The 23,903-nt window shown below is 67.7% G+C and carries 12 protein-coding genes; 9 read left to right on the top strand and 3 right to left on the bottom strand.

Annotated elements, in window-relative coordinates; translation table 11 throughout:
• Positions 1 to 63: 63 nt before the first annotated feature.
• Both ACOYYX_RS34310 and ACOYYX_RS34315 read right to left on the bottom strand, forming a co-directional pair.
• Positions 64 to 324: a hypothetical protein gene (locus ACOYYX_RS34310; RefSeq protein ID WP_422927159.1), complete on the bottom strand. Its 261-nt coding sequence runs from the start codon at positions 322 to 324 to the stop codon at positions 64 to 66.
• 574 nt (positions 325 to 898) lie between these two features.
• Positions 899 to 1,900, bottom strand: coding sequence for a 6-bladed beta-propeller (locus ACOYYX_RS34315; protein WP_422927160.1), 1,002 nt, complete (start codon positions 1,898 to 1,900; stop codon positions 899 to 901).
• 361 nt (positions 1,901 to 2,261) lie between these two features.
• Between ACOYYX_RS34315 and ACOYYX_RS34320 the strand changes: the two genes are divergently transcribed.
• The 7 genes from ACOYYX_RS34320 to ACOYYX_RS34350 all read left to right on the top strand — a co-directional run bounded on the left by ACOYYX_RS34320 (position 2,262) and on the right by ACOYYX_RS34350 (position 17,575).
• Positions 2,262 to 2,645 carry a hypothetical protein gene (locus ACOYYX_RS34320; RefSeq protein WP_422927161.1) on the top strand — a complete coding sequence of 128 codons (384 nt, stop codon included), beginning with the start codon at positions 2,262 to 2,264 and terminating at the stop codon, positions 2,643 to 2,645.
• A gap of 204 nt (positions 2,646 to 2,849) precedes the next feature.
• Entirely contained in the window at positions 2,850 to 3,086 is a 237-nt protein-coding gene (locus ACOYYX_RS34325) for a hypothetical protein (protein WP_422927162.1), read from the top strand.
• 307 nt (positions 3,087 to 3,393) lie between these two features.
• Entirely contained in the window at positions 3,394 to 6,987 is a 3,594-nt protein-coding gene (locus tag ACOYYX_RS34330) for an exodeoxyribonuclease V subunit gamma (protein WP_422927163.1), read from the top strand.
• Positions 6,984 to 10,538 (top strand): UvrD-helicase domain-containing protein, encoded by a 3,555-nt coding sequence (locus tag ACOYYX_RS34335; protein WP_422927164.1) that lies wholly within the window; start codon positions 6,984 to 6,986, stop codon positions 10,536 to 10,538. Before ACOYYX_RS34330 ends, ACOYYX_RS34335 begins: the two co-directional genes overlap by 4 nt.
• Positions 10,539 to 10,544: 6 nt before the next feature.
• Positions 10,545 to 12,626 (top strand): exodeoxyribonuclease V subunit alpha, encoded by a 2,082-nt coding sequence (recD, locus tag ACOYYX_RS34340; protein WP_422927165.1) that lies wholly within the window; start codon positions 10,545 to 10,547, stop codon positions 12,624 to 12,626.
• A gap of 152 nt (positions 12,627 to 12,778) precedes the next feature.
• Positions 12,779 to 14,026 (top strand): metallophosphoesterase family protein, encoded by a 1,248-nt coding sequence (locus tag ACOYYX_RS34345; protein ID WP_422927166.1) that lies wholly within the window; start codon positions 12,779 to 12,781, stop codon positions 14,024 to 14,026.
• 30 nt (positions 14,027 to 14,056) lie between these two features.
• Positions 14,057 to 17,575 (top strand): AAA family ATPase, encoded by a 3,519-nt coding sequence (locus ACOYYX_RS34350; protein WP_422927167.1) that lies wholly within the window; start codon positions 14,057 to 14,059, stop codon positions 17,573 to 17,575.
• Positions 17,576 to 17,598: 23 nt separating this feature from the next.
• Here the strand turns inward: ACOYYX_RS34350 and ACOYYX_RS34355 are convergent, their stop codons facing one another.
• Positions 17,599 to 18,282 (bottom strand): ion channel, encoded by a 684-nt coding sequence (locus ACOYYX_RS34355; RefSeq protein WP_422927168.1) that lies wholly within the window; start codon positions 18,280 to 18,282, stop codon positions 17,599 to 17,601.
• A gap of 374 nt (positions 18,283 to 18,656) precedes the next feature.
• Between ACOYYX_RS34355 and ACOYYX_RS34360 the strand changes: the two genes are divergently transcribed.
• Together ACOYYX_RS34360 and ACOYYX_RS34365 are read left to right on the top strand one after the other, a co-directional pair.
• Entirely contained in the window at positions 18,657 to 22,187 is a 3,531-nt protein-coding gene (locus tag ACOYYX_RS34360; protein ID WP_422927169.1) for a DUF1553 domain-containing protein, read from the top strand.
• A 146-nt stretch (positions 22,188 to 22,333) separates the two neighbouring features.
• Complete coding sequence (locus ACOYYX_RS34365; protein ID WP_422927170.1) at positions 22,334 to 23,803, top strand: DUF1501 domain-containing protein; 1,470 nt, start codon at positions 22,334 to 22,336, stop codon at positions 23,801 to 23,803.
• Positions 23,804 to 23,903 lie beyond the last annotated feature (100 nt).

The raw sequence follows: 23,903 nt of genomic DNA on the forward strand, positions 1-23,903 counted from the left end.
TCGCGGCCCCGGGCTCCGTTTCATCTCGAGCCGACTCGCAACGACCGGCCGGTTCAGCTCGGCTCAGCGGAGCGCGACGATCTGCTGGAGCGAGTGGAACGCCGCCTGCACGTCGCGGGGATCGCCCATGCTCTGCATCCGATGCCGGGCGACGTCGAGCCTGGCTCGATCGACCCGGCCGAGCGATCGCAGCAATTCCTCATAACCCAACTGCAAGGCGTAACTCGTGTGGATGCTCGCGGCCTCCATCGCGTCGATGGCCTCCAACCGGAACCGGCGGTGGAATTCGATCTCGAGGTGATACAGGCGGTCCAGCTCGGACATGTTACAACTCTCCACTTCCATGGCGGCGGATGCCCAGGAGGTTCGGGACGTTTGCCGAGAGAAGAGTAACGCAAAAGCAGGACCGGGTGTGTTGATCTTTCGCGACCACCGGGGGCTTTCGACCGCACCTCCGCTACAGGCCGACTCCTCGCCGCAAACCGACCTCTCCCCGCAGCAACGGCCCCATCCCCAAAGGCCGCAATATCCCGACGAAAAGGCCCGCTATGCCCTCGTATCCGGCATCCGTTGAGATGCGGATAACCTCCTCGAAGTCCGTTGCATTCGCAGCAATCGAGAGGGCATCGCGAGAAGCCTCAGGGTCCTGGGTGACGCCCGGCTCTGTATCAGCGAGGGCCTCCTGACCTCGCACCGTCGGGATGTCGCCGCCCCGAAGGAGCTTCATCGAATCAAAAAGGGCCTGCGCGACGTGCTGTCGCGCAGGCCTTTGCTCTTTGAACCTGACTCGGTCGATCGACGGGGAGGGTCGAGGCGACTCCTCCTTCGGTAGCGATCCTGCCGAGGTCAGACGCGACGAGGCGATCAGATGGCCTCGCTGCATCCATGGGCAGGGCGATTACTTCACGCGCACCAGCTTCATGATGCGACCGGAGACGTTCCAGTCCTGGACGTAGAGGTTGCCGTCCTTGTCCCAGGCCGAGCCGTGCGTGCCGCTGAAGATGCCCTCGATCCACTGGTCCTGCGGGACGTTGAAGTTGCCCCCCTTGGCCGGGTCGGCGTTGTAGCCGAGGACCGCGGCGATCACGTTCTTCTTGTCGAGGATCACGAGCCGGCCGTGCAGGTCGGGCACCGAGACGAAATCCCCCTGCACGATCGCCGAGGTCGGCATCCCGAGGCCGGTGACGACCTCCTCGATGAACTCGCCGTCGAGGGTGTAGTGGACGAGCCGGCCCTTGGGCTCGTGGTTGCGGTCGCAGATCAGGAGCCGGGGCGGGCTGTACCGCGTGTCGAGCGTCATGCCGTGCGCGGTGTTGAATTCCTTGAGCCCGTTCCCCTTGGTGCCGAAATGCTTGAGGTACTTGCCCGTCTTGTCGAACTTGAAGATGTGATTACTTGCGTAGCCGTCCGACAGGAAGATGTCGCCGTTCGGCGCGACGGTGATCGCCGTGGGGTTGAACTGCTTGAGCTTGAGGCCCGACTCCTCGGGGAAGGGGAGCTTCAGGACGATCTCGCCGGTCTCGGCGTTGAACTTGATCCCCTCGGCGTTGTTATTGCGGGCGCCGTAGATGTACTCCTTCCCGTCCTCGGCGTTGATCTTGAGGTCGTGGATGTCGGAGTACTTGTCGCCGAGGAACTTGCGGAGGACCTTGCCCTCGGGGGTGAAGACGAAGACGCCGGCGTGGGCGCTCGTGTAGATGTTGCCGGCCTTGTCGACGACGACGCCGCCGTGGGTCGGGCCGATGACGGACTTGCCGTCTTCGCCGAGGCCCCAGCCCGGCACCGTGTCGAACGTCAGGATGCCGTCCCCCATCCGCACCGGCTGCGGCTTGTCGGACGCGAAGAGCGGCAGCGCCACTCCCAGGACGAGGGCGAAGGCGGCGGAGATCGAGCGGTTCATCACGAACGGAACTCCCAAGGTTGAGTTGTCGTCATTGCCGAGGCGGCAAGTCTCCCCGGATCGGCCGGTTGGTCGTCTGGATCGAGATCCCCGAACCGACTGGGCGTCGGCCGTGACCAGGGGCGTCGCACACCGAGAGACTACCAGTCCCGACCCCCGAGAAAAAGTTGACTCCGCCCCTCCGGGCCATTTGCGTGCCCGGGGCTCCGCCACGTGACTGTGCGCATCGGCCGCCCCGCGACCTCGCCCCCCTCCGCGATTCTCATCTAGCATGATCTCTTGATTTCAATAATCATCAGGGCTCGATTATCCTTCCGACTTAGGCCAGGCCGAGCCATCGAATCAGCGAGGGACCGTCGCCATGAAGGGATCCTGCTTCGTCTACTTCCGGTCCGCGTCGACCGACCTCGACGCCGCGTCCCGCGCCCTCACCGGCTACGGCCTGACCGTGAAGCGAGAGGGCGACGAACTGGTCGTCGGCCGACCCGAGAGCCCCGAGTTCCGCGTCAAGCGGGTCGTCGGCGAGGACGTGCAGGCCAAGGCCGCCGAGATCGGCGAGGGGACCGAGTACGAGGCCGAGATGCGCGCCTGCGACGCCCGCTTCGAGATCGGCTTCGACGACCTGGACGAGACCCTCGACGAGATCAACACCCTCATGGAAGTGCAGGGGGCACTCCAGGATGCCTCCGACGGCTACCTCTTCCTCCCCTGGAACGGCAACCTGACCGAGCCCTGGCGGGACTGACCTAACTCAGAGGCGACACCTCGACAGCTCTCACATTCGCCAGGCCCTGGACAAATGCCGATTGGACTGGTTCATCAAGGAAAATCAATTCTCGAACGGATTTGCCTGGTTACCAAAAGCCGATATGGTCATAGTAAGAAAAGTACGTCAATGCCGACGTCATCGGCCTGATCATGCCGGCCAAGGTGGCCGAGGGAGATTCCGATGGAGAAGCCGTCCTACGAAAAAGGCGTGCGCCACGCCAGATACCTCATGACGACCGAGCCCATCCGGTTCGACTACTGGCTCGACCGGACCAGGCGAGGTCGTCGCAAGCTCCTGACCATGCTCCTCCGACCCCGCAAGCGCAAGTTCCTCGCGGGCCTCGAAGACGGGCTCATGCAGTACCAGAAACGCCGCGACGCCCAGCGCACCGCAACGTCCATCGCCGCCGAGGTTTGAATCCATCCAGGGTCGAGATGCCCCTCCCTCTCCCGCGTCTCACCCCTCCTTCCGACAGGTCCCTCGCGTCCGCGACGGAGCGGCTTCGTTCCGTTCCAATCCCATCGCCTGTTCCGATCGCCCAAAATCCGTGTACGTGCTAAGATGGGGTCCGCCGTATAGCAGTGAACGAATCTCCAGATTCGTCGTCGAGGGATTCCGCACGCCAGCCGGGACGTTCCGGCCTGGCGGGATGACTCCAGGGCGACATGCATGGGGAAGGGGCCGGGATCACGGAGCGATCCCGACGGCGACGGTATGATCCAAGATGATCCAGGTCTGGTACGCGAATCACATCGAGCGACTCGCAGGGCGGCTGATCGAGAACCTCGCGGCGGACGATGATCCCCGGGCGCGACTCTTCGCCATGCCCCCGATCGTCGTCCCCGATGCGTCCATCGAGGCCTACCTCCGGTTCCAGGTCGCGCGCGAGGCGGGGATCGCCTCGGGGCTCGTCTTCCGCCCGATCGAGACGCTCCTCGAGACGCTCCTGCCGCGGGGCTATCCACCGACCCGGCTCCTCGACCGCGACCAACTCCGCGCCTTCTTCCTCGACGTCCTCGATGAGGATTCGCCCGCCTCGAGCCTCCCCGAGCCGGTGCAACGCTACCTCGACGCCGCCGAGGAGAACGTCGACGCCCGCAACCTCCGCCGGTTCCAGCTCGCCACGCGCCTGGCCCAGCTCGCCCGGCAGTACGGCGACCTCCGCCCCGAGGTCCTTCGCGCCTGGTCCGAACCGACGACCCCGAATTCCGAGGTCGAGGTCGTGGTCGCCCCCGAGACCGAGACCGAGGCCGAACCGGCTCGCGAGGACGACGTCTGGCAGCGGGCCCTCTGGGCTCGCCTGGTCCGTCCCGATGGCCCGATCGACCTCCCCTGGACCCGCAACGAGGCGCGCTGGGTCCTGCCGTATGAGCTCTACGCGATCCTCGGGGCCGAGGCACCCGCCTCGATCCCGTCGGAACTGCACGTCTTCGGGTTCGCCTACCCCTGGCCGGGGATGAAGGAACTCCTGCAGGCCCTGAGCCCCTCGGCGACGATCCACGTCTACGCCTTGACACCGTCCGCCCCGTTCCTGCGCGACCTCGAGCTAACCCGGGCCGGGGGGAAGGCCGCCAAAAAGAAGGGGGATCGCAACGCCCAGGACCTCTGGGGCCGCGAGCTGGTCCACGAGCAGGATCCGGGGGTCCCGCAGATCGTCCGCCAGTGGGGCAAGCCGGGGCGAGATTTCTTCGCGCTCCTGAACCAGGTCGACGTCGCCAACTTCCGCCCCGGCCTGGCCCTGGCGACGAAGACGACGGTGCTCTCCCGGATCCAGAACGAGATCCTCACGCAGCAGGTCCCGGCCGACAAGCCGGCGAACCCCGACGACTCGCTCTTGATCCTCGCCTGCCCGGGGATCCGGCGCGAGCTCGAGATCATCGCCAACGAGATCTGGCGGCTCATCGGCGAGGACGACAGGCGCGGGATCGCCCCAACCGAGCGGCTCAAGTTCCGCGACATGGCGGTGGCCTTCGCCGACACGAGGAACGAGTCGGTCTACCAGGCCCACCTCCGCGCGGCGTTCGAGGAGATGCACAGCATCCCCTACGCGATGACCGAGCTGCCCCTCTCCGGAGAGTGCCGGATCGTCGAGGCCCTGCAATCGCTCCTGGCCCTGCCGTTCGGCACCTTCACGCGCCCGGAGATGCTCAAGATCCTGACCCATCCCGCGCTCCAGGCCCGCTTCCCCGAGGCCGACACCACCCGCTGGGCCGACTGGTGCGAGGCCCTGGCGATCGTCCACGGCGGCGACGAATCGGACCACGCCGACACCTACATCGACCGCGACCTCTTCCACTGGGAGCAGGGGCTGAAACGCCTCGTCCTGGGTGCCTTCATGTCGGGGCCGAGGGGCTCCGAGACCGAGGTCTTCACCCTGGGCACCTCCGAATACGTCCCCCACGACGAGCCGACCGAGGCCCTGGCTGACTCGGCTCGACTGCTCGCGCTCGTGCGTTCCCTGATCGCCGACGCCCGCTTCCTCCGCGAGGCGAGGCTCTCTTACGCCGACTGGGCGACCGCGCTGAGCCGGATGGCCGCGACCTACTTCGCCGCCGACTCAACGGCCGAGCAAAGGGCCTTCTCCCTCTGCCTGGGGGAGATTCACGCCCTGAGGAAGTTCGACGTCCCAGGCCGGCTCGTCCCCTATCGGTTCGTGTATGAGACCCTCCGCGAGTCGATCGGGGAGCTGAAAGGCTCGCGGGGGCAGTATCTGGCCGAGGGGGTGGTCGTCTCTTCGCTCGCCGCGCTCCGGGGGCTGCCGTTCCGGGTCCTGTTCATCTGCGGGATGGGGGAAGGGCTGTTCCCGACCTCGGAGGGGCCCGACCCGCTCGACGTCAGCAGCGGCCAGCCGCTCGGGGCCGTCAGCCCTCGGGAGCGCGACAAGTTCCTCTTCCTCGAGGCGATCTCCTCGACCAGGGATCGGCTCTACCTCACGTACGTCTCGCGCGACTCGCAGACGGGGGAACCGCTGGAGCCCTCGCCCGTGATCCACGAATTGCTCGGCCACCTGGACCGAGGGCGTTCCAGCGAACCCGCCCGGGTCTGGATCAAGGGACACCCGCTCCGCCGCTACGCCGAGGAATACTTCTCGGGGGGCCGGCCCAAGCCGACGTTCCTCAACGTGGCGAGGTCCGCGCGGAACGAGGCCAGGGCGAGGCAGCTCCGCGACGCCTATTTGCAGTTCGTCGGCAAGGATCCGAGGCTCCCCGTCGAGGCGCTCCGGCACCTCGACCCGAGGCTCGTCCACTGGCTGGGCCTCTGCCCGCTGGAGTCGGCCTCGGGGCGCACGGGCCTGCCCGACAAGATCTCGCTCTCGCTCCGCGAGATCCGCCGGTTCCTCGAATGCCCCCTCCAGGGGTGGGCGAGGCTGATGCTCAGGCTCCGCGAGGACGACCGGGAGGACCTGACCGCGAAGGAGGATGAGCACTTCTCCACGCAGACGTTCGCCGAGACCGGGCTCCTGCGGGACGTCTTCTTCGACCTCCTCAACCACCGGCTCGACCGGGTCGACCTGAAGGCGATCCTCAAGGCGTATGAGCCGAGGGCCGAGGCCCTCTTGCGCCAGGGGCAGACGCCCGTCGGGATCTTCCGCGAGGTCGAGCAGCGTCGGCACCTCGCCTGCCTGATGGAATGGCAGCGGTCGGCCCTGAACCGGGGGCTGGCCGAGCGGCTCCCGTTCGAGATCTACCGCTTCGGCCGCGCGGGGGAGCACGAGCAGGTCTCCCGGCTCGAGCGCCCGATCATCCTCAACGTCCCCGTGCGGCGAGATCAGGGGAAGGGGGAGGAGGCGACCGTCCGCGTCGAGCTGCACGGCAGCACCGAGATGGTCTCGCGACGCTGGCCCGGCTCGTTGACCCTCCTGACGCGCGACAACGTCGCCGAGCGCGACTTCCTCGGCGGGTTCCTGGACGCGGTCGTGTTGAGCCTCCTGCCCGATCGCGGGCGTCCGACCGAGCACCACGCCCACGTCATCCCGACGCCCGACCTCGGCAACCCCGCGGCGACCCAGCGCACGTTCCGCCCGATCGACGAGGCCAAGGCCCGCGGGTTCCTCTCCGACGTCGTCGCCGACCTCATCGGCGGTACGCACGCGTACTTGCTCCCGGTCGAGGCCGTCTTCGCCGCCCTGAGCGACAAGGCGATCCCGGTTGCCGCGAGCGTCGAGCAGATGAAGGAGGACGACCGCGCCCCTTGCCGGAGCCGATACGGCCCCGTCCCCAACTTCGCCATGTACGAGCCACCCCCCGAGGATGAGGCCGCTCGGCTGATCGAGCGGCGCTTCGGACTCTTCCGGGACAGCGGGGGGCTCGACAAATGACCCGGTCACGCCACTCCAAGCCCGAGATCCTCGCCCAGATCCGCCGCGACCTGCCCGTCGTGATCGAGGCCTCCGCCGGGACGGGCAAGACGTACACGATCGAACATCTCGTCATCGAATTACTCCTCGAAGAGAAGGTGGGGATCAACGAGATCCTCGTCCTGACCTTCACCGAGCGCGCGGCGACCGAGCTCCGCCAGCGGATCCGGCGCAAGATCTCGCAGATCCTGGCGAAATCGCGCGAGGACTCGGATCCCGAGCCGCTCCCCCTCTTCGACGGCGACGCCTGGGAGATCGACCTGGAGCGGCGGGCCGTGCTGGAGCGGGCCCTCTACGGGTTCGACGGCGCCTCGATCGGCACGATCCACGGCTTCTTCGGCAGCATGCTCGTCGAGCACGCCTTCGAAGACGGCCGACTCTTTGAGGAAACCCTCGAGGATGGCCAGGGCCTCTTCGGCAAGGCCTTCCTGGATGCCTTGCGGAGGCAGCTCGCGAAGAAGTCGGAGACCTCGTCACAGTTGCTCGAGATCTGGCTTGAGGAATACTCGGGGCCCGAATCCCTGGCCGAGCTGCTCTACAAGTGCCACGCGTCGAGGCGGCATATCCTGCCGCCCTTCTCGCTGGAGAAGCTCCAGACCGAGGTAGACGTCAACGCCCTCTTCACCCTCAACATCCTCGACGAGATCGAGCCGTTCGCGGCGGCGCTCAAGGCGGCCAAGGTCCACCACAGCACGATCAAGTCGATCCGCGAGCGGCTCCTGCCGGCACTCGCGAGGGGGATTGCAAGGCGGGGGCGGACGATGGGCGCGGTGCTCGAGCCGGCCGCGTACGAGGCGATCCGCAAGATCAGCCTGACGCTGATCGAGAAGGGGGTGCCGATCGGCCCCCCCGGATCGCTCGGCGACTCGCTCTGCCGGCTGAATGCGGTGCTCGTCCCGTTCAAGGCGGCGATGGTCCAGAGCTGCCTGCCGTTCGTCCGCATTTTGCTGGGCCGGCAGAAGCGGATCCTGGGGGTCTACGAGTTCGACGACATCCTCCAGGCGGTCGTGCGGACGATCGAGGGGCCTCGGAGCGAGGAGGTGGTGAGGTCGCTCCGCAAGCGGTTCAAGTTCGCATTGCTCGACGAGTTCCAGGATACCGACGAGCTGCAATGGGCCTTCTTCCGCCGCGTCTTCGTCGAGAGCGAGGGCAAGAATCCGGTCTACCTCATCGGCGACCCCAAGCAGGCGATCTACGGCTTCCGCGGCGCCGACATCGACACATATATCGACGCCGTCGACGAAATCAAGAGATTGGGGAGCGATCCCGTCCACCTTGCGGAGAACTTCCGCTCGGCCCCCGCGTTGATCGACGCTTATAACCTGATCCTCGACCAGAAGTCGCCGACCCCCTTCTTCGACGGCCGGATCCGCTACGACACGCCGGTCGGCAGCGCGCTCAAGATGGAGATCGAGGAGGAAGACGGATCGACGTATGCACCGATCCACCTCCTCGAGATCGAGCCGAAGGGGGAGAAGCTCGGCCTGCCCGAGTTGCGCCGGGGGCTCGCGAGGAAGATCGCCCGCGAGGCCCGGGACCTGCTCTCGCCCGAGCGGGGGCTGCTGATCACCGGCAAGGACGGGAAGGCTCACCAGGTCGGCGCGGGGGATATCTACGTCCTCGCCAGCACCAACCAGGACGGCCTGCGCGTCGCCCGGGCCCTGCGCGAGGCGGGGGTGCCGTTCGCCTTCTACAAGCAGGAGGGGCTCTTCCAGTCCCCCGAGGCCCTGGCCGTCCGCGACCTCCTCGCCGCCATCGCCGAGCCGGGGGATCACTCGCGCCGGGGGCGGGCCTGGATCAGCCCCTTCTTCGACGTCCCATTGCAGAACCTGCCCGAATGCCTCGACCTGCCCGAGTCGCACCCGCTCGTCGCCAGGCTGATCTCGTGGAAGGAGCTGGCGGAGGCGAAGCGGTTCGAGCGCCTCTTCTCGAGGATCCTCGACGAGAGCGGCCTGATCCGACGACTCCTCTTCCTCCGCGACGAGGAACGCTCGCTGACGAACTTCCTGCACCTCTTCGAGATCCTGCTCGAGGACGCGAGGAGCACCGGCTGCGGCCTGCTTGATTTGCTCGGCACGCTGCACTCGTACATCGTCGGCACCCGCATGCCCCCCGGCGAGGACGGCAACGTCCAGCGCCTGGAGAGCGACCGCGACGCCGTGCAGATCATGAGCATCCACAAGAGCAAGGGGCTCGAGGCGGCCGTCGTCTTCCTCTACGGCGGGCTCACCGCGAACAAGTCCGACGGCATGCACGAGTTCCACGACCGCGGCGGCCGGTTCCTCTACGTCGGCGACGACGCCCAGGCCAAGACCCTGGCCCAGGCCGAGCGCGACCAGGAGTTGCAGCGGCTCTACTACGTCGCCCTCACCCGGGCCAAGGCCCGGCTCTATCTCCCGTTCATCCCGCAGGCCTTCTGGGGCCAGAGCTGGCTCGGCGGCTACAAGCGGGTGAACGACCGGCTCGCTTCGATCGCCGCGGGGCACGACTCGTCCGTCGACCCAAGCCTCTTCCGCCGCCTGACCTTCCGCGACGAGCCGATCCCCCGGGTCCGGGGTGCCCACGACGAGACCGACCGCGACCCGCTCGCCTGGCATCCCCCCGTCGACCTGCTCAAGGATCGCAGCGACTGGGGCAAATATCAGCAGCTCAAGGCGAGGCACGCCGGCTACACGATCGGCTCGTATTCCCAGATGAAGACATCCTGGGAGACGGAAGCCGAGCCGATCGCCGACGACGGCCGTCACGTCGAGCCCGACTTCGGCGCGGCCGAGGCCATCGACGGCGAGGAGGCCGAGGGGGAACTCCCCGGCGGCACGACCTCAGGCACTTTCCTCCACGAGATCCTCGAGATGGTCCCGCTCGAGACGCTCGCGATGGCGAGGTATCCCGAGGCCTGGGGGGCGATCCCGGAAGTCTCCGCCGTCATCGACGAGGCCCTGGTCCGCAACGTCATCGACCCGAAGTTCCGCCGCTCGGCCGAGGTCATCGCCTACCACGCCCTCGCGGCCGACGTCGACCTCGGCGACGGCCGCTGCATCCCGGGCCTGGGGCGATGCCCGCGGGTCCTGCGCGAGATGGAGTTCCTCTTCCCGTACCCGGAGGAGTCGCACCCGTCGCTGGCCGAGTCGAGGCCGGGCAAGCTCGTGATCGAGCGCGGGTTCATCAAGGGGTTCGTCGATCTGGTGGTCGAGCACGAGGGACTCGTCTACTTCGCCGACTGGAAAAGTGATATCCTGCCGGCGTACGACGCGGCGAGGGTCTCGGCCCACGTACGCTCCCATTACGAGCTCCAGGCCCGGCTCTACTCCCTCTCGCTCGTCAAGGCGCTCGGGATCCACGCCGAGGCCGATTATGAGGCCAGGTTCGGCGGCCTCATCTACATCTTCCTGCGGGGCTTCCGCCCCGGGGCCCCGGCGGGCAACGGCCTCTACTCCGACCGCCCCAGTTGGTCCGAGATCCTGCGCTACGAGCGGGAGCTCAAGCGGTTCGGCAAACCCAATCCCGAGTGATGACGTATGAGCGTCTGGAACGACCTCTCGCCGCTGGGCGTCGCTCGCGCGTCCCTCGCCCGCGGCCACTCGCAGGGCGATCCCGACGCGGAGCTCCTCCGCTGGCTGGCCCCGGTCCGCGAGCGGGTGCGGACCCTCTACAACCTCGACGACGAGATCCCGTTCCTCGCCTGGGAGCTCGCCCGCTGGCAGGCCGGCCTGAACCTCGAAGACCGCCGGGCCCTCGTCATGCTCGTCCTCTCGGCGCTCGTCCACATGAGGCAGGGGAGCACGCGCCTGCCCCTCGTCGGCGAGGCGGGCCGCAAGGTCCGCCTCGAGATGGCCACGCAGCTCCTGGGCGAAACCGAAGCTGACCATGCCGACGATGGAGAAGGCATCGCCGGGCGGCTCGTCGAGTCGGCCGAGGCGATCCTCGAGAGCGGCCGGGCCGACGTGATCGTGGGGGGGGTCGGCGAGTACAAGCCGCTCCTCGTGGACGGTCCGTACTTATATCTCCAGAAGATGCGATACCTGGAAGACTCGTTCGTCGCCGCCTTCGGCCAGAGGCTCGACGAATCGACCGCGATGGTCGAGGATGAGGAGGCCCTGGCGAGGGCCGTCGCCGATGTCTTCGAGCATCCGGCCGAGCGCAACGGGTTCGCGGTGGTGCTCTCGGTCGACCAGTTGATCGCGGTCAAGACGGCGGCGAGGTATCCGGTCGCGGTGATCTCGGGCGGGCCGGGGACGGGGAAGACGACCATCGTCGTCTCGATCCTGCGGGCGCTCCGGCGGCTCGGCGTATTACCCGAGGAGATCGCCCTGGCCGCGCCCACGGGCAAGGCGGCGAACCGCCTCGGCCAGGCGATCCGATCCGGTCTCGAGGGGATCCCGGAACCCTCGAAGTTCGACCGCGAGTTGCTCGACATCCCCGAACCAAGGACCCTCCACCGGCTCCTCGGCTACTCGGCGAGGACCGGGCGGTTCCAGCACCACGAGAACCACCGGCTCTCGGAGCGCGTGGTCGTGGTCGACGAGAGCTCGATGATCGACCTCTCCTTGATGGAACGCCTCGTGCGCTCGACCCGCGACGACGGCCGGTTCCTCCTGCTCGGCGACGCCAGGCAGCTCCCCTCGGTCGAGGCCGGGGCGGTCCTCCGCGACCTGCTCGGCGACTCCGACGACGGCGCCAACTCCCCCCTCGGCGCCAGGGGCGTGCGCCTGACCAAGAGCCACCGGATGCGAGCCGAGGACGAGGACGGCCGCAACGTGCTGACCGTCGCCCAGACGTTCGACCGGGGCGAGGCCGCGCCGCTCGGCTCAAGTCGCGAAACCGATGCGACGATCATCAGTCATGCGACCGTCGCCGCTATCCGGTTCCGCGGGGTCGAGGCGATCGAGATCCCGGCGGGATCGACGGTCCTCGACGAGTTCCTGGATCGCTGGCATCGCGATGTGGTCCAGGCTCTCGACGGTTTCAAAGGCCTGGCTGAGCACGAGTACAGCATCGACGTGGGGGAGTTGTCGGCCGGCGATGAGGAGAAGATCCGCCGATTGCACGAGCACTTCGAGCGGGCCAGGATCCTCTGCCTGACGCGAGTCTTGCCCACGGGGGCCGACCGGCTCAACGCCCTCTTACACGCCAAGACCCTGGCCAGCCAGGGGCGTCCCCTCGAGGCCGACTTCGTCGCGGGCGAGCCCGTCATGATGCTTGTCAACGACTACCATCGACGCATCTTCAACGGCGATCAAGGTCTGATCGTGAACATGAGCGAACGTTCCCCCGCGCGTCCGATGGCGGTCTTCCCCAGGCCCGACGGCCTCGGCATCTTCCATCTCGACACGCTCCGCCCCGTCCTCAGCCACGCCTACGCCATGACCGTGCACAAGTCGCAGGGGTCCGAGTTCGACAAGGTCGCCCTGGTCCTCCCGGAACGCGACCTCCCGATCAACACGCGAGAGGTCCTTTACACCGCCTTGACCCGTAGTAAGGGCTCGGTCGTCATCCTCGGCGACAACGCCGTGCTGAACCAGGGGGTCTCCAAGTCGATCCGGCGCGACTCGGGGATCGCCGAGAAACTCGCGGCCAGGCGCCCCGGCAACTCCGCCTGACCGTCACAATCGAGCCCCAGACACCCGAAAGGGTACATCCGTCAACTTGACGCCCGTCCAGAGGGCTCGCAGAATCGAGCAGAAGACCGGGCCCGGATCGGCAAGGACGATCGATCACTCAGGCGACTCAGACGATTGGAGCGGCACAAGACGTGTTCAAATTCATCCATTGTGCCGACATCCACCTGGATAGCCCGCTGAAGGGGCTCGACCGCTACGAGGGGGCGCCGGTGGCGGAGATCCGCCGCTCGACCCGCGATGCGCTCGCGAACCTCGTGGACCTGGCGACGGAGGAAAAAGTCTCGTTCCTGGCGATCGCCGGCGACCTCTACGACGGCGACTGGCACGACCACGGTACGGGGCTCTACTTCAACCAGCAGATGGCCAGGCTCCGCGACGAGGGGATCGACGTCTTCATGATCCGCGGCAACCACGACGCCGCGAGCCAGATCAGCCGGCACCTCAAGATGCCGGACAACGTCAAGATGCTGGCGACCGACAAGCCCGAAACGATCCTCGACGACAAACGAGGGGTCGCCATCCACGGCCAGGGCTTCGCCTCCAGGGCCGAGGTCCGCAACCTGGCCGAGACCTACCCAAACGCCCAGCCGGGGTTCTTCAACCTCGGGCTCCTGCACACCTGCGCCACCGGCCGCGAGGGGCATGAGACCTACGCCCCTTGCACGATCGACGACATGGTCCGCCGGGGCTACCAGTACTGGGCCCTCGGCCACATCCACAAGCGCGAGGTGCTGCACAGCGACCCGCCCATCATGTTCTCGGGCAACATCCAGGGCCGTCACGCCCGCGAGCTCGGCTCGAAAGGATGCACGCTCGTGACGGTCGAGGGGGGCCGGGCTTCGAAGTGGGAGCATCGCCCGCTCGACGTCCTCCGCTGGGAGATGGCGAAGGTCGACGCCGACGGGGCCCGCGACCTCGACGACATCGTCCAGCGCGTCTCGAACCGGCTCGCCGCGCTCCGCGACGAGGCCGAGGACCGCGTCCTGGCCGTCCGCGTCGAGATCAGCGGTTCCTGCCCCGCCCACCAGGAGATCGCCGGCGAGCAGGGCCGCATCGAGGCCGAGATCCGCGACCGCGCCCGCGACATCGGGGGCGGCTCGATCTGGATCGAGAAGCTCAAACTGCGGACGACCCGCCCGGTGCGCTTCGACATGGGGGACGGCCCGATCGGCGTGCTCCTCCAGCTCATCGAGGAGCTGAAGTCGGACGACGACCGCCTCCGCAGCATGGCCACGAATGAACTGGCCGACCTCAGGCGCAAGCTGCCGGACGAACTGAGGCGGGGCGACGAGCCGCTCGACCTCGACTCTCCCGCGGCACTCCGCGACGCGCTCGACCACGTCGAGCCGATGATCATTCGCGGGCTCCTGAATTCCTGACGGCCCCAAACCGCGCAAGGTCCTTTTCCGTTGAAGATCCTCAAACTCGACCTCCGCGCCTTCGGCCCGTTCCGGGATGTAGTCCTCGACCTCGCCGAGGGGCAGGAGGGGCTGCACATCGTCTTCGGGCCCAATGAGGCCGGTAAGAGCTCGTCGCTGCGTGCCCTCCGGCAGATGCTCTACGGCATCCCTGTGAGGTCGAACGACCACTTCCTCGTCGGCGACTATGCCAGCATGCGCGTCGGCGGGACTCTGCGGAACCCGAACGGCCTGGAGCTCTCGTTCCTCAGGCGCAAGGGGAACCGGGATCTCCTCCGCACGCCCGACGACTCGAAGTCGATCGACGACGCCTCGCTCGAGAACTTCCTCGGCGGCGTGGATCAAGGCCGGTTCGAGAGCCTCTTCAGCCTCAACCATGATGAGCTCGTCGCGGGGGGCAGGGCGGTCTCGAGCGGCGGCGGCCTCGTGGGCCAGCTCCTCTTCGGCGGCGGCTCCGACCTCGTGCGCCTGAGCAAGCTCCGCAAGTCGCTCGAGGAGCAGCACGCCGAGTTGTTCAACGCCCGCGCGACCGCCAAGAATCCCGCCTTGAACAAGGCCCTGCGCGACTTATCCGAGGAGCGCAAGGCGATCGAGCAGGCCTCGATCCGCAGCGATGTCTGGCACGAGAAACGGCTCGAGCGCGAGAAGGCCCTGACCGACCGCGACCAGATCGCCGCCGACCTGGACGAGCTGAGGCGCAAGAAGTCGAAGCACGAGCGGATCGCCCAGGTCCTCGCCGACGTGGGGCGTCGCGGAGAGCTGGCGACGAGCCTCGCGACCCTCAGCGACGCCCCCAGGCTCCGCGAAGGGTTCGCAGAGGAGCGCCGCAAGGTCGAGGACGAACTCCGCACGGCCGAGCGTTCCAAAACCGCCATCCACGAGGAACTCGCCGAGATCGCCAGGGACCTGCAAGAGCTTTCGCTCCCCGGCCCGATCCTGGCCGAGGCCACCCTCATCGAAGGCCTGCAAAGGCGGCTCGGTGCGCACGTTAAGGAAGAAGTCGAGATCGCCCGGCTCCGGATCGAGCGGAGCACGCTGGAGGCGACCGCGAAGACCACCCTGCGCGACCTCGGCCGGAGCGAGGGGATCGGCGAGGTCGAGCGTCTCCGCCTCACGATCCCCCAGCGTCAGGAACTCCGCGAGCTGGCGAATGAGTCGCGTGCTTTGGTCGAGGCCTGCGACCGCTCCGCGAAGGAGATCAACCGCCTCGCGACCCGGCAGGCGAAGGTCGCCGCGAGCCTTGATGCCCTGGAAGCCCCGGCCGACGTCGAGGCCCTGAACCTGGCCGTCAAGTCGGCGAGACGCGACGGCGGGCTCGACGCCAGGCTCGCCGAGGCGAAGGCCGAGCAGGCCCGACGCAAACGCGCGGGGGACCTCGCCTGGAAGCGGCTCCAGCCGAAGCCCGGATCCCGCGAAAAGGCCCTCGAAGAGGCCATACCCTCCGAGGCCACCATCCTCGCCTCGCAGAAGGCCATCGAGGAGGCGGCGAGGGCCGTCGACGACCTCAGGCGGCGGATCGAGGAATCCGAGGCGGCACTGGCCGAGATCGACCGCAAGCTCGAACGGCTGGAGCTCGAGCGCGAGTTGCCCACCGAGGCCGACCTCGAGGCCGCCCGCGCCCGACGCGACCTGGACTGGCGGCGGATCCGGAGCCGCTGGCTCGGCGAGGGGTTCGACCTCGAGCGGGAGAAGGACCTGGACCTCGCCGCGCGGTTCGAGGACGGCCTCACCGAGGTCGACCGCACCTCCGACCGCCTCCGCCGCGAGGCCGACCGCGTCGCCGAGAAGGCAGGACTGACCGCCGACCGCCGGATTGCCGGCCCGAAGCTCGAAGCCCTCCGCAACGACCTGGCCGCGGCAGAGGCCCGCTCTGAGCTCGAGGCCAAGCGATGGCAGGCCCTCTGGGAACCCCTGGAGCTGGAGGCCGCCACCCCCCGCGAGATGCTCTCCTGGCGGCTCGAGCATGCCAAGTTTGCCGAGGCCGTCGAAGCCTCACGCGAGGCCGACGCCCGCCTCGACGACCTCGCCGCGAAGGTGGACTCGATCCGCTCCGGGCTTTCCGCCTTGCTCGACGAACCGGGAGCCAAGTCGGAGACACTCGACGCCCTCATCGCCCGCGCCGAGTTGGCCGTCGAGCGCTCGAAGGCCCTGGCCATCAAGCGAGAGAAGCTCCAGGGGGAGCGGGACGAGGCCGAGGAACACATCGCGGAGGCCCGCACGCAGGACGGCGAGGCCCGCCGTCGTCTCGACGCCTGGCGCGTCTCCTGGGCGCGGGCCGTCTCCGCGCTGGGGATGGCCGAGGATGCGGGGACCGACGCCGTCGGGGCCGTGCTCGACCACATGACAAGCCTCTTCGACGGGCTCGATAAGGCCGCCTCCCATCAGCGACGGATCGAGGCGTTCGAGGCCGACGCGAAGCAGCTCGAGCAGGACGTCCGCGACCTGCTGCCCCGGATCGACCCCGAGCTGGCGGACCTCGGCTGGATCCCGGCCGTCGAGCGGCTCAAGGAGCGGCTCGACGAGGCCCGGCAGTCGCAGGCGCGTCGGGAGGACCTGGAGAAACGCCGGGAGCGTCGAAAGGCGGAGGCGAAGAAGGCGGAAGCCTCGGCAAAGGAGGCGGCGGATCGCCTGGACTCGCTCGCCCGCGAGGCGGGGTGCGAGGACCTCGCCGAACTTCCCGAGGCCGAGCAACGCTCGCAGCTCCGCCAGGCCGCCGAGGAGGAACACAAGGCGATCGAGTCGCGCATCCGCAAGGCCGCGGCGGGGGCCTCGATCGACGAGTTCATCGCCGAGGCCCAGGCGGCCGACCCCGACGCGCTCGACGCCGGACTCGCCCGCTTCGAAACCGAGATCCGGCTCAAGATCGAGGAGCTGGAGAAGGCCAACCACAGACTCGGCGGCATCAAGGCCGAGCTCGACGCGATGGAGGAGACCTCACGCGACGCCCGCGCCCACGAGGCGGCCAATCGTGCTCAAGGCCTCCTCGCCTTCATCGAGTCCAAGTCCGGCGAGTACGCCCGGCTCCGGCTCGCGTCGGCCGTGCTCCGCGAGGCGATCGAGCGCTATCGCGAGAAGAACCAAGGGCCGATCCTGCGGCGAGCGGGTGATTACTTCGTCGACCTCACGCTCGGCTCTTTCTCGGGCCTGCGGACGATCCTCAACGAGAAGGATGAGCCCTTGCTCGTCGGCCAGCGCCCCGACGGCTCCACCCTCGGGGTCGAGGGGATGAGCGAGGGGACCTGCGACCAACTCTACCTCGCGCTCAAGCTCGCGAGCCTCGAGCACCACCTCGACCACAACCCGCCCATGCCCTTCGTCGCCGACGACATCCTCGTCAACTTCGACGACGGCCGATCCCTCGCCGCCTTGCGGGTCATGGCGAAGCTCTCGCAGCGGACGCAGGTCCTCTTCTTCACGCATCACCGGCACCTGATCGACCTCGCGACCTCCAAGCTTCCCGCGAACGTCGTCTACGTCCACGAGCTGCGGGGGCAGGGGGCCCCGGCCTGAAATGCTCCTTCGGAACCCTCGCGTCATTCCGGCTCGACCGGCCGCGAGATGTGCATACCGACGAGCCTGGCGATCAGGATCGTCGCGTAGAACTGACCGACGATGGACTCGACGTAGCACATCGTCTTCGCCCAGGCCCCGACCGGGATCAGGTCGGCATATCCAAGGGTCGTCAGCGATGCGAAGCTGAGGTACATGAGCTCGGCGAAGTCGCGGCGGACCGTGAGCCTGGCGAACGACTGGCCCCCGTCCGGAGATTGCGCCCGGAACGAGTCGGGGAGCAGGGTCCCGGCGATGGCGAACGCGAAGACGAAGGCCACGCCGATCAGAAGGTAGCCGCAGACCGCCGCCTTGAGGGTCTCGATCGTCACCCGCCTGTTGGCGATGACCGACGAAAGGATCTTCGCCTGAGCATACAAGAGCGACGAAAGCGCCAACGCATGATGGAATAGCAGGAGCCTGTCGCTCGATTGCCAATACGCGCAGCAATGCACGGCGATGGCCACGGTCGTGAGCCCAATGCCGAAATAAAGCGAGCGCCTGCCCGGGTTCGCGGCGTGCAGGCCGGCCAGCATAATCGTGAAGACCACGGCGTCCAGCGGGCTGAACATCCTCAGGCGATCGGTCGCCATCCCCGGCGAGACGACGACCAGGATCAGGAGCGCCAGGAGCAGGAATCCGTAGCGTCCCTTGAAAGCCCGACGCAAGATCGGCGCCTCATCCGAACTCCTCCACTCGATCGTCGTCAAGGCTCGTCCCTCTGGGCAGGCCGGCCCCTCCGTCCCCGACGAGGCCGCCGGGCGTCCGCCCCCGCGAGAATTCGTCGGCGGAGTGTATCAGATTCGACGGCCGGAGCTATCCGAGCCCGACCCGGGCGTCCGGGTAGGCTGGGGAACGCGATCCCGGAAGGCCCATACCCCGAAAAGCGGGCCGGGGCGGCCGGGGTTCACCCTCGCGAAAAGCCCCATGTCCTCGTTATACTAAGGTTTAACCTGCCTGAAGTTTGTGAGACATTCGAGAACGTAGCTCCACGGGGCACCACCGGGACAACCTTCCTCTTGTCGATGGCGGACGCCAGGTGATGAATATTTCGCCCGCTCACTCCTCGCGATGCGCCCGCCTCGGGCGCCCGGTCGTCATCGTGCTGGCGCTCGCCGCTATGCTGGGAGGCACGCCCGTCGGCGGGGCCGAGCCAGAGCCGGCCAAGAAGCCGCACGTCATCGACTTCAACCGAGAGATCCGGCCGATCCTCTCGAACGCCTGCTTCTTCTGCCACGGGCCCGACGCCAACAAGCGCAAGGGGGCCAGCAAGCCCTTCCGGCTCGACACCGAGGAAGGGCTCTTCGCCGACCTGGGAGGCTATGCCTCGGTCGTGAAGGGGAACCCGGATGAAAGCGAGCTGATCGCCCGCGTCACGAGCGAGGAGAAGGGGGAGGTCATGCCCCCGGCCGAGACCGGCAAGAAGCTCAGCCCCAAAGAAATCGAGCTGCTCAAGGAATGGGTCCGGCAAGGGGCCCCTTATGCCAAGCACTGGTCGTACGTCAAGCCGGCCCGCGCCCCGCTCCCGGAGAACGCGAAGAAAGACTGGGCGAGGAACGAGGTCGACCGCTTCATCCTCGACCGGCTCGAGCGAGAGAAGCTGGAGCCGTCCCCCGAGGCCGACCGCGCCACCTTGATCCGCCGCCTCTCGCTCGACCTCACCGGCCTGCCTCCGAAGCTCGAGGAGGTCGACGCCTTCCTCCGCGACTCCAGCCCCGACGCCTATGAGAAGGTCGTCAACCGCCTGCTCGACTCCCCCGCCTACGGCGAGCACTGGGCCCGGATGTGGCTCGACCTCGCCCGCTACGCCGACTCGGCCGGCTACGCCGACGACCCCCCGCGCACCATCTGGGCCTATCGCGACTACGTGATCCGCTCCCTGAACCAGAACAAGCCCTTCGACGCGTTCACGGTCGAGCAGATCGCCGGCGACCTCCTGCCGAACCCGACGCAGGACCAGATCATCGCCACCGCCTTCCACCGCAACACGCTCACGAACAACGAAGGCGGCACCAACGACGAGGAGTTCCGCAACGTCGCCGTCGTCGACCGGGTCAACACCACGATGTCGGTCTGGATGGGCACGACCATGGCCTGCGCCCAGTGCCACGATCACAAATATGACCCGCTGACCCAGGCCGAATACTTCAAGCTCTTCGCCTTCTTCAACAACAGCGAGGACGCCGACCGCGGCGATGAGAGCCCCCTCCTGACCCTCTTCACCGACGAGCAGCTCCGGCAGCGCGACTCCCTCTCCAAGGAGATCGCCGCCCTCGAGGCCGACCTCAAGACCTCGACGCCCTCTCGCGTCGCCGGCCAGAAGGCCTGGGAAGAGGGGTTCGCCCGGGGGCTCGACTGGAACGTCCTCAAGCCCTCGCAGGTCGCCTCCAAATCCGGCTCGAAGCTGAAGACGCTCGACGACGGCTCCGTCCTCGTCGCGACCGGCTCCAAGACGGACGTCACCACGACCGAGCAGACCCTCGCCGCCGGCAAGCTGACGGCCCTCCGGCTGGAGGCCCTCGCGGACGACTCGCTGCCCGGCAAGGGACCCGGGTTCGGCGGGGGGAACTTCGTCGTGTCGAAGGTCACCGCAACGATCAAGCCGCCGGGTAGCAAGTCGCCGACAGGGCGCTTCGTCCGGGTTGAACTGCCGGGCAAGGAGCAGTATCTCTCGCTCGCCGAGGTCCAGGTCTTCAAGGGCACAGAGAACCTGGCGCTGAAGGGTGAGGCCCGCCAGATCAACGTCTCGTATGCGGGCGTGGCCTCGCGGGCGATCGACGGGAATACCGACGGCGAATACTTCGGGGCCAATTCGACGACCCATACGGAAGCCTCGGAAAACCCCTGGTGGGAGGTCGACCTCAAGGGCTCGCAGCCGATCGAGCGGATCGCCGTCTGGAACCGGACCGACGGAGGCGCCGGCGGTCGGCTCCGCAACTTCCGCGTCTCGATCCTCGACGAGAACCGCAACGCCGTCTGGAGCGGAGTCGTCGCCGAGCCTCCCAGCCCCAGCGCGAGCCTCACGCCCGACCGCAGCCTGGTCATCAGGTTCTCGACGGCCCTGGCGGATTACTCGCAAGGGGGCTTCGAGGCCTCCAGCGTGATCGACAACAAGGACCCAGGCAACAAGGGCTGGGCCGTCGCCGGGCAGCTCGGCCAGCCGCACGCGTTGACGCTATTGACGGCCTCGCCGGTCGAGGTCGAAGAGGGCTCGACCCTCTCCGTCGCCATCGAGCAGGGCTCGAAGTTCGAGAACCACACGCTGGGCCGGTTCCGGCTCTCGACCACCGGCGATGCCCGCGTGCCCGAATATGCCGGCGTCCCCGGCGAGCTGCTCGCCCTATTGAAGATCCCGGCCGACGCCCGCAGCGAAGCCCAACGAAATCAGATCGCTGCCTATTACCTCCTCGCCGTCTCTCCGGAACTGAAGTCACAGCGCGAGCGGCTCGCCGTCGCCAGCAAGCAACTCGCCGAGATGAAGCCGGCGACCAGCGTCCCCATCGTGAAAGAGTTGACCTCGTCGGCCCGGCGCGTGACGAAGATCCAGCTCCGGGGCAACTTCCTCGACCAGGGGGACGAGGTCACCGCGGGAACCCCGGCGACCTTCCCGGGCCTGCCCCAGGGGGCAGCGGCCGACCGGCTCGCCCTCGCCCGCTGGCTCGTCTCCGAGGAGAACCCGCTCACGGCCAGGGTCATCGCCAACCGCTACTGGGAGTCGATCTTCGGCAACGGGCTCGTGCCGACCTCCGAGGAGTTCGGCTCGCAAGGGGAACTGCCCACGCACCCCGAACTGCTCGACTGGCTGGCGACGGAACTCGTTCGCGAGCACTGGGACCTGAAGGCGTTCCTGAAGCTGCTGGTGACCTCGGCCACCTATCGCCAGAGCTCGAAGGCCACGTCCGAGCGGCTCAAGCGCGACCCGGATAATACCCTGCTGGCCCGAGGCCCCCGGATCCGGCTCTCGGCCGAGATGATCCGGGACCAGGCCCTCGCCATCGCCGGGCTTTTGAGCCCCAAGGCGTTCGGCCCGCCGGTCAAGCCGCCGCAGCCGTCGACGGGGCTCGCCGCCGCGTTCGGCTCGGGGATCGACTGGCAGACGAGCACCGGGGAAGATCGCTTCCGCCGGGGGCTCTACACGACCTGGCGGCGATCGAACCCATACCCGTCGATGACCACATTCGACGCGCCCAACCGCGAGGTCTGCACGGTCAAACGCTCGCGGACGAACACGCCGCTCCAGGCCCTCGTCACGCTGAATGACCCGGTCTACGTCGAGGCGGCGCAGGCCCTCGCGCGGCGGATGTTCAAGGATGCCTCGACCACCGCCGATCGAGCCAAACTCGGCTTCAAACTCTGCCTGGCCCGCGACCCGAGCGACGCGGAACTCGACCGCCTGGTCAAGCTCTACGAGACCGCGAACCAGGCCCTGGCCGAGGATGCTACCAAGGCCAATGAGCTGGCGACGAACCCGATCGGCCCCGTCCCCGCGGGGGCGAGTGCGGCCGGACTGGGGGCCTGGACGGTCGTCTGCAACGTGCTCCTGAACCTCGACGAGACCCTGATGAAACCGTGAGCGGAACGTTCGGCCCTCGGGCGACGTAAGAAAGGTGCCGGGAAAAGCATCGGATCAAGGGTAGAGCGATATATCCCGGCGGTCACGCTTGGCTTAAGATCGGGCCCGGGCGTCCACAGCCCGGACGGTTGGGGGGAAGGCAGACGATGGATCCTCAATACGAAAAGCTCCGACACCTGACTCGCCGCCATTTCTTCCGCGAGAGCCAGGTGGGCCTGGGCGCGATCGCCCTGTCGTCGCTGCTCTCCAAGGACGCGCCTGCGGACGCGGCGGCGAGCACCCCGATCGGCCAGGTCGTCAACCCGCTCGCGGTGAAGGCCCCGCATTTCGCCCCCAAGGCGAAGCGGGTGATCTACCTCCACCTGACCGGATCGCCGCCACACCTCGACCTGTTCGACTACAAGCCGGAGCTGGTCAAGCGGAACGGGCAGGATTGCCCCGATGCCTTCCTCAAGGGGAAGCGGTTCGCGTTCACGTCGGGCGTCCCCAAGCTCCTCGGCACCCCGCGCAAGTTCGCGAGGTACGGGCAAGAGGGGCTCTGGATGTCGGACGCGCTCCCGCACCTCCAGACGGTCGCGGATGAGCTCTGCGTGATCCGGTCGATGAACACCGACCAGTTCAACCACGCCCCGGCCGAGCTGATGCTCTACACCGGCTCCCCCCGATCGGGCCGGCCGGCGATGGGGGCCTGGGTGACGTACGGGCTCGGGACGGAGAATGAGAACCTCCCCGGCTACGTCGTCCTGATATCGAGCGGGGTCCAGCCCAACGGCGGCAAGAACTCATTCGGCAGCGGCTTCCTGCCGTCGGTCTTCCAGGGGGTCCAGTGCCGCTCGAAGGGGGATCCGGTCCTCTACGCGTCCGACCCCGCCGGGATGAATCGGTCGCTCCGACGCGCGAGCCTCGACGCCCTCAAGGACCTGAACGAGATGCAGTCGCGCGACCTCGGGCACCCCGAGACGGCGACCCGGATCGCGCAGTATGAGCTGGCATTCCGGATGCAGACGTCGGTCCCCGAGGTCATGGACATCAACCGGGAGCCGAAGCACATCCTCGAAGACTACGGCGCCCAGCCGGGGGCCTCGAGCTTCGCCAACAACTGCCTGCTCGCCAGGCGCCTGGTGGAGCAGGGGGTCCGGTTCGTCCAGCTCTTCGACTGGGGCTGGGACTTCCACGGCACCGGGCCCGGCGAGGGGCTCACCGACGGCCTCACGAACAAGTGCGCGACGATGGATCGCCCGGTGGCGGCCCTGATCCGCGACCTGAAGTCTCGAGGGCTCCTGGACGAGACCCTGATCGTCTGGGGGGGCGAGTTCGGCAGGACCCCCTTCCGCGAGGGGAGGACGGCCGCCAGCCAGGTGCTCGGCCGAGACCACTTCCCCGACTGCTTCACGATGATGCTCGCCGGCGGCGGGATCAAGCCCGGATATGTGCATGGCGAATCCGACGAGCTCGGCTTCAGCGTGGCGAGGGACAAGGTCCACGTGCACGACCTCCAGGCCACCATCCTGCACATGCTCGGGCTCGACCACGAGCGGCTCACGTACCGGTTCCAGGGGCGGGACTTCCGCCTGACCGACGTCCACGGCAAGCTCGTGAAGGAGCTGCTCGCCTGACCCGCGCCGGCTGAAATAAGTCATCCCCCCAATCTGTCAGTGCTCGTTGGCTCGACGCGGTAGGAATCGCGACGAAGTCGATTTTCCATCCACCTTGAAC

This window comes from Singulisphaera chitinilytica (assembly GCF_049331405.1).
GTDB lineage: Bacteria > Planctomycetota > Planctomycetia > Isosphaerales > Isosphaeraceae > PoT.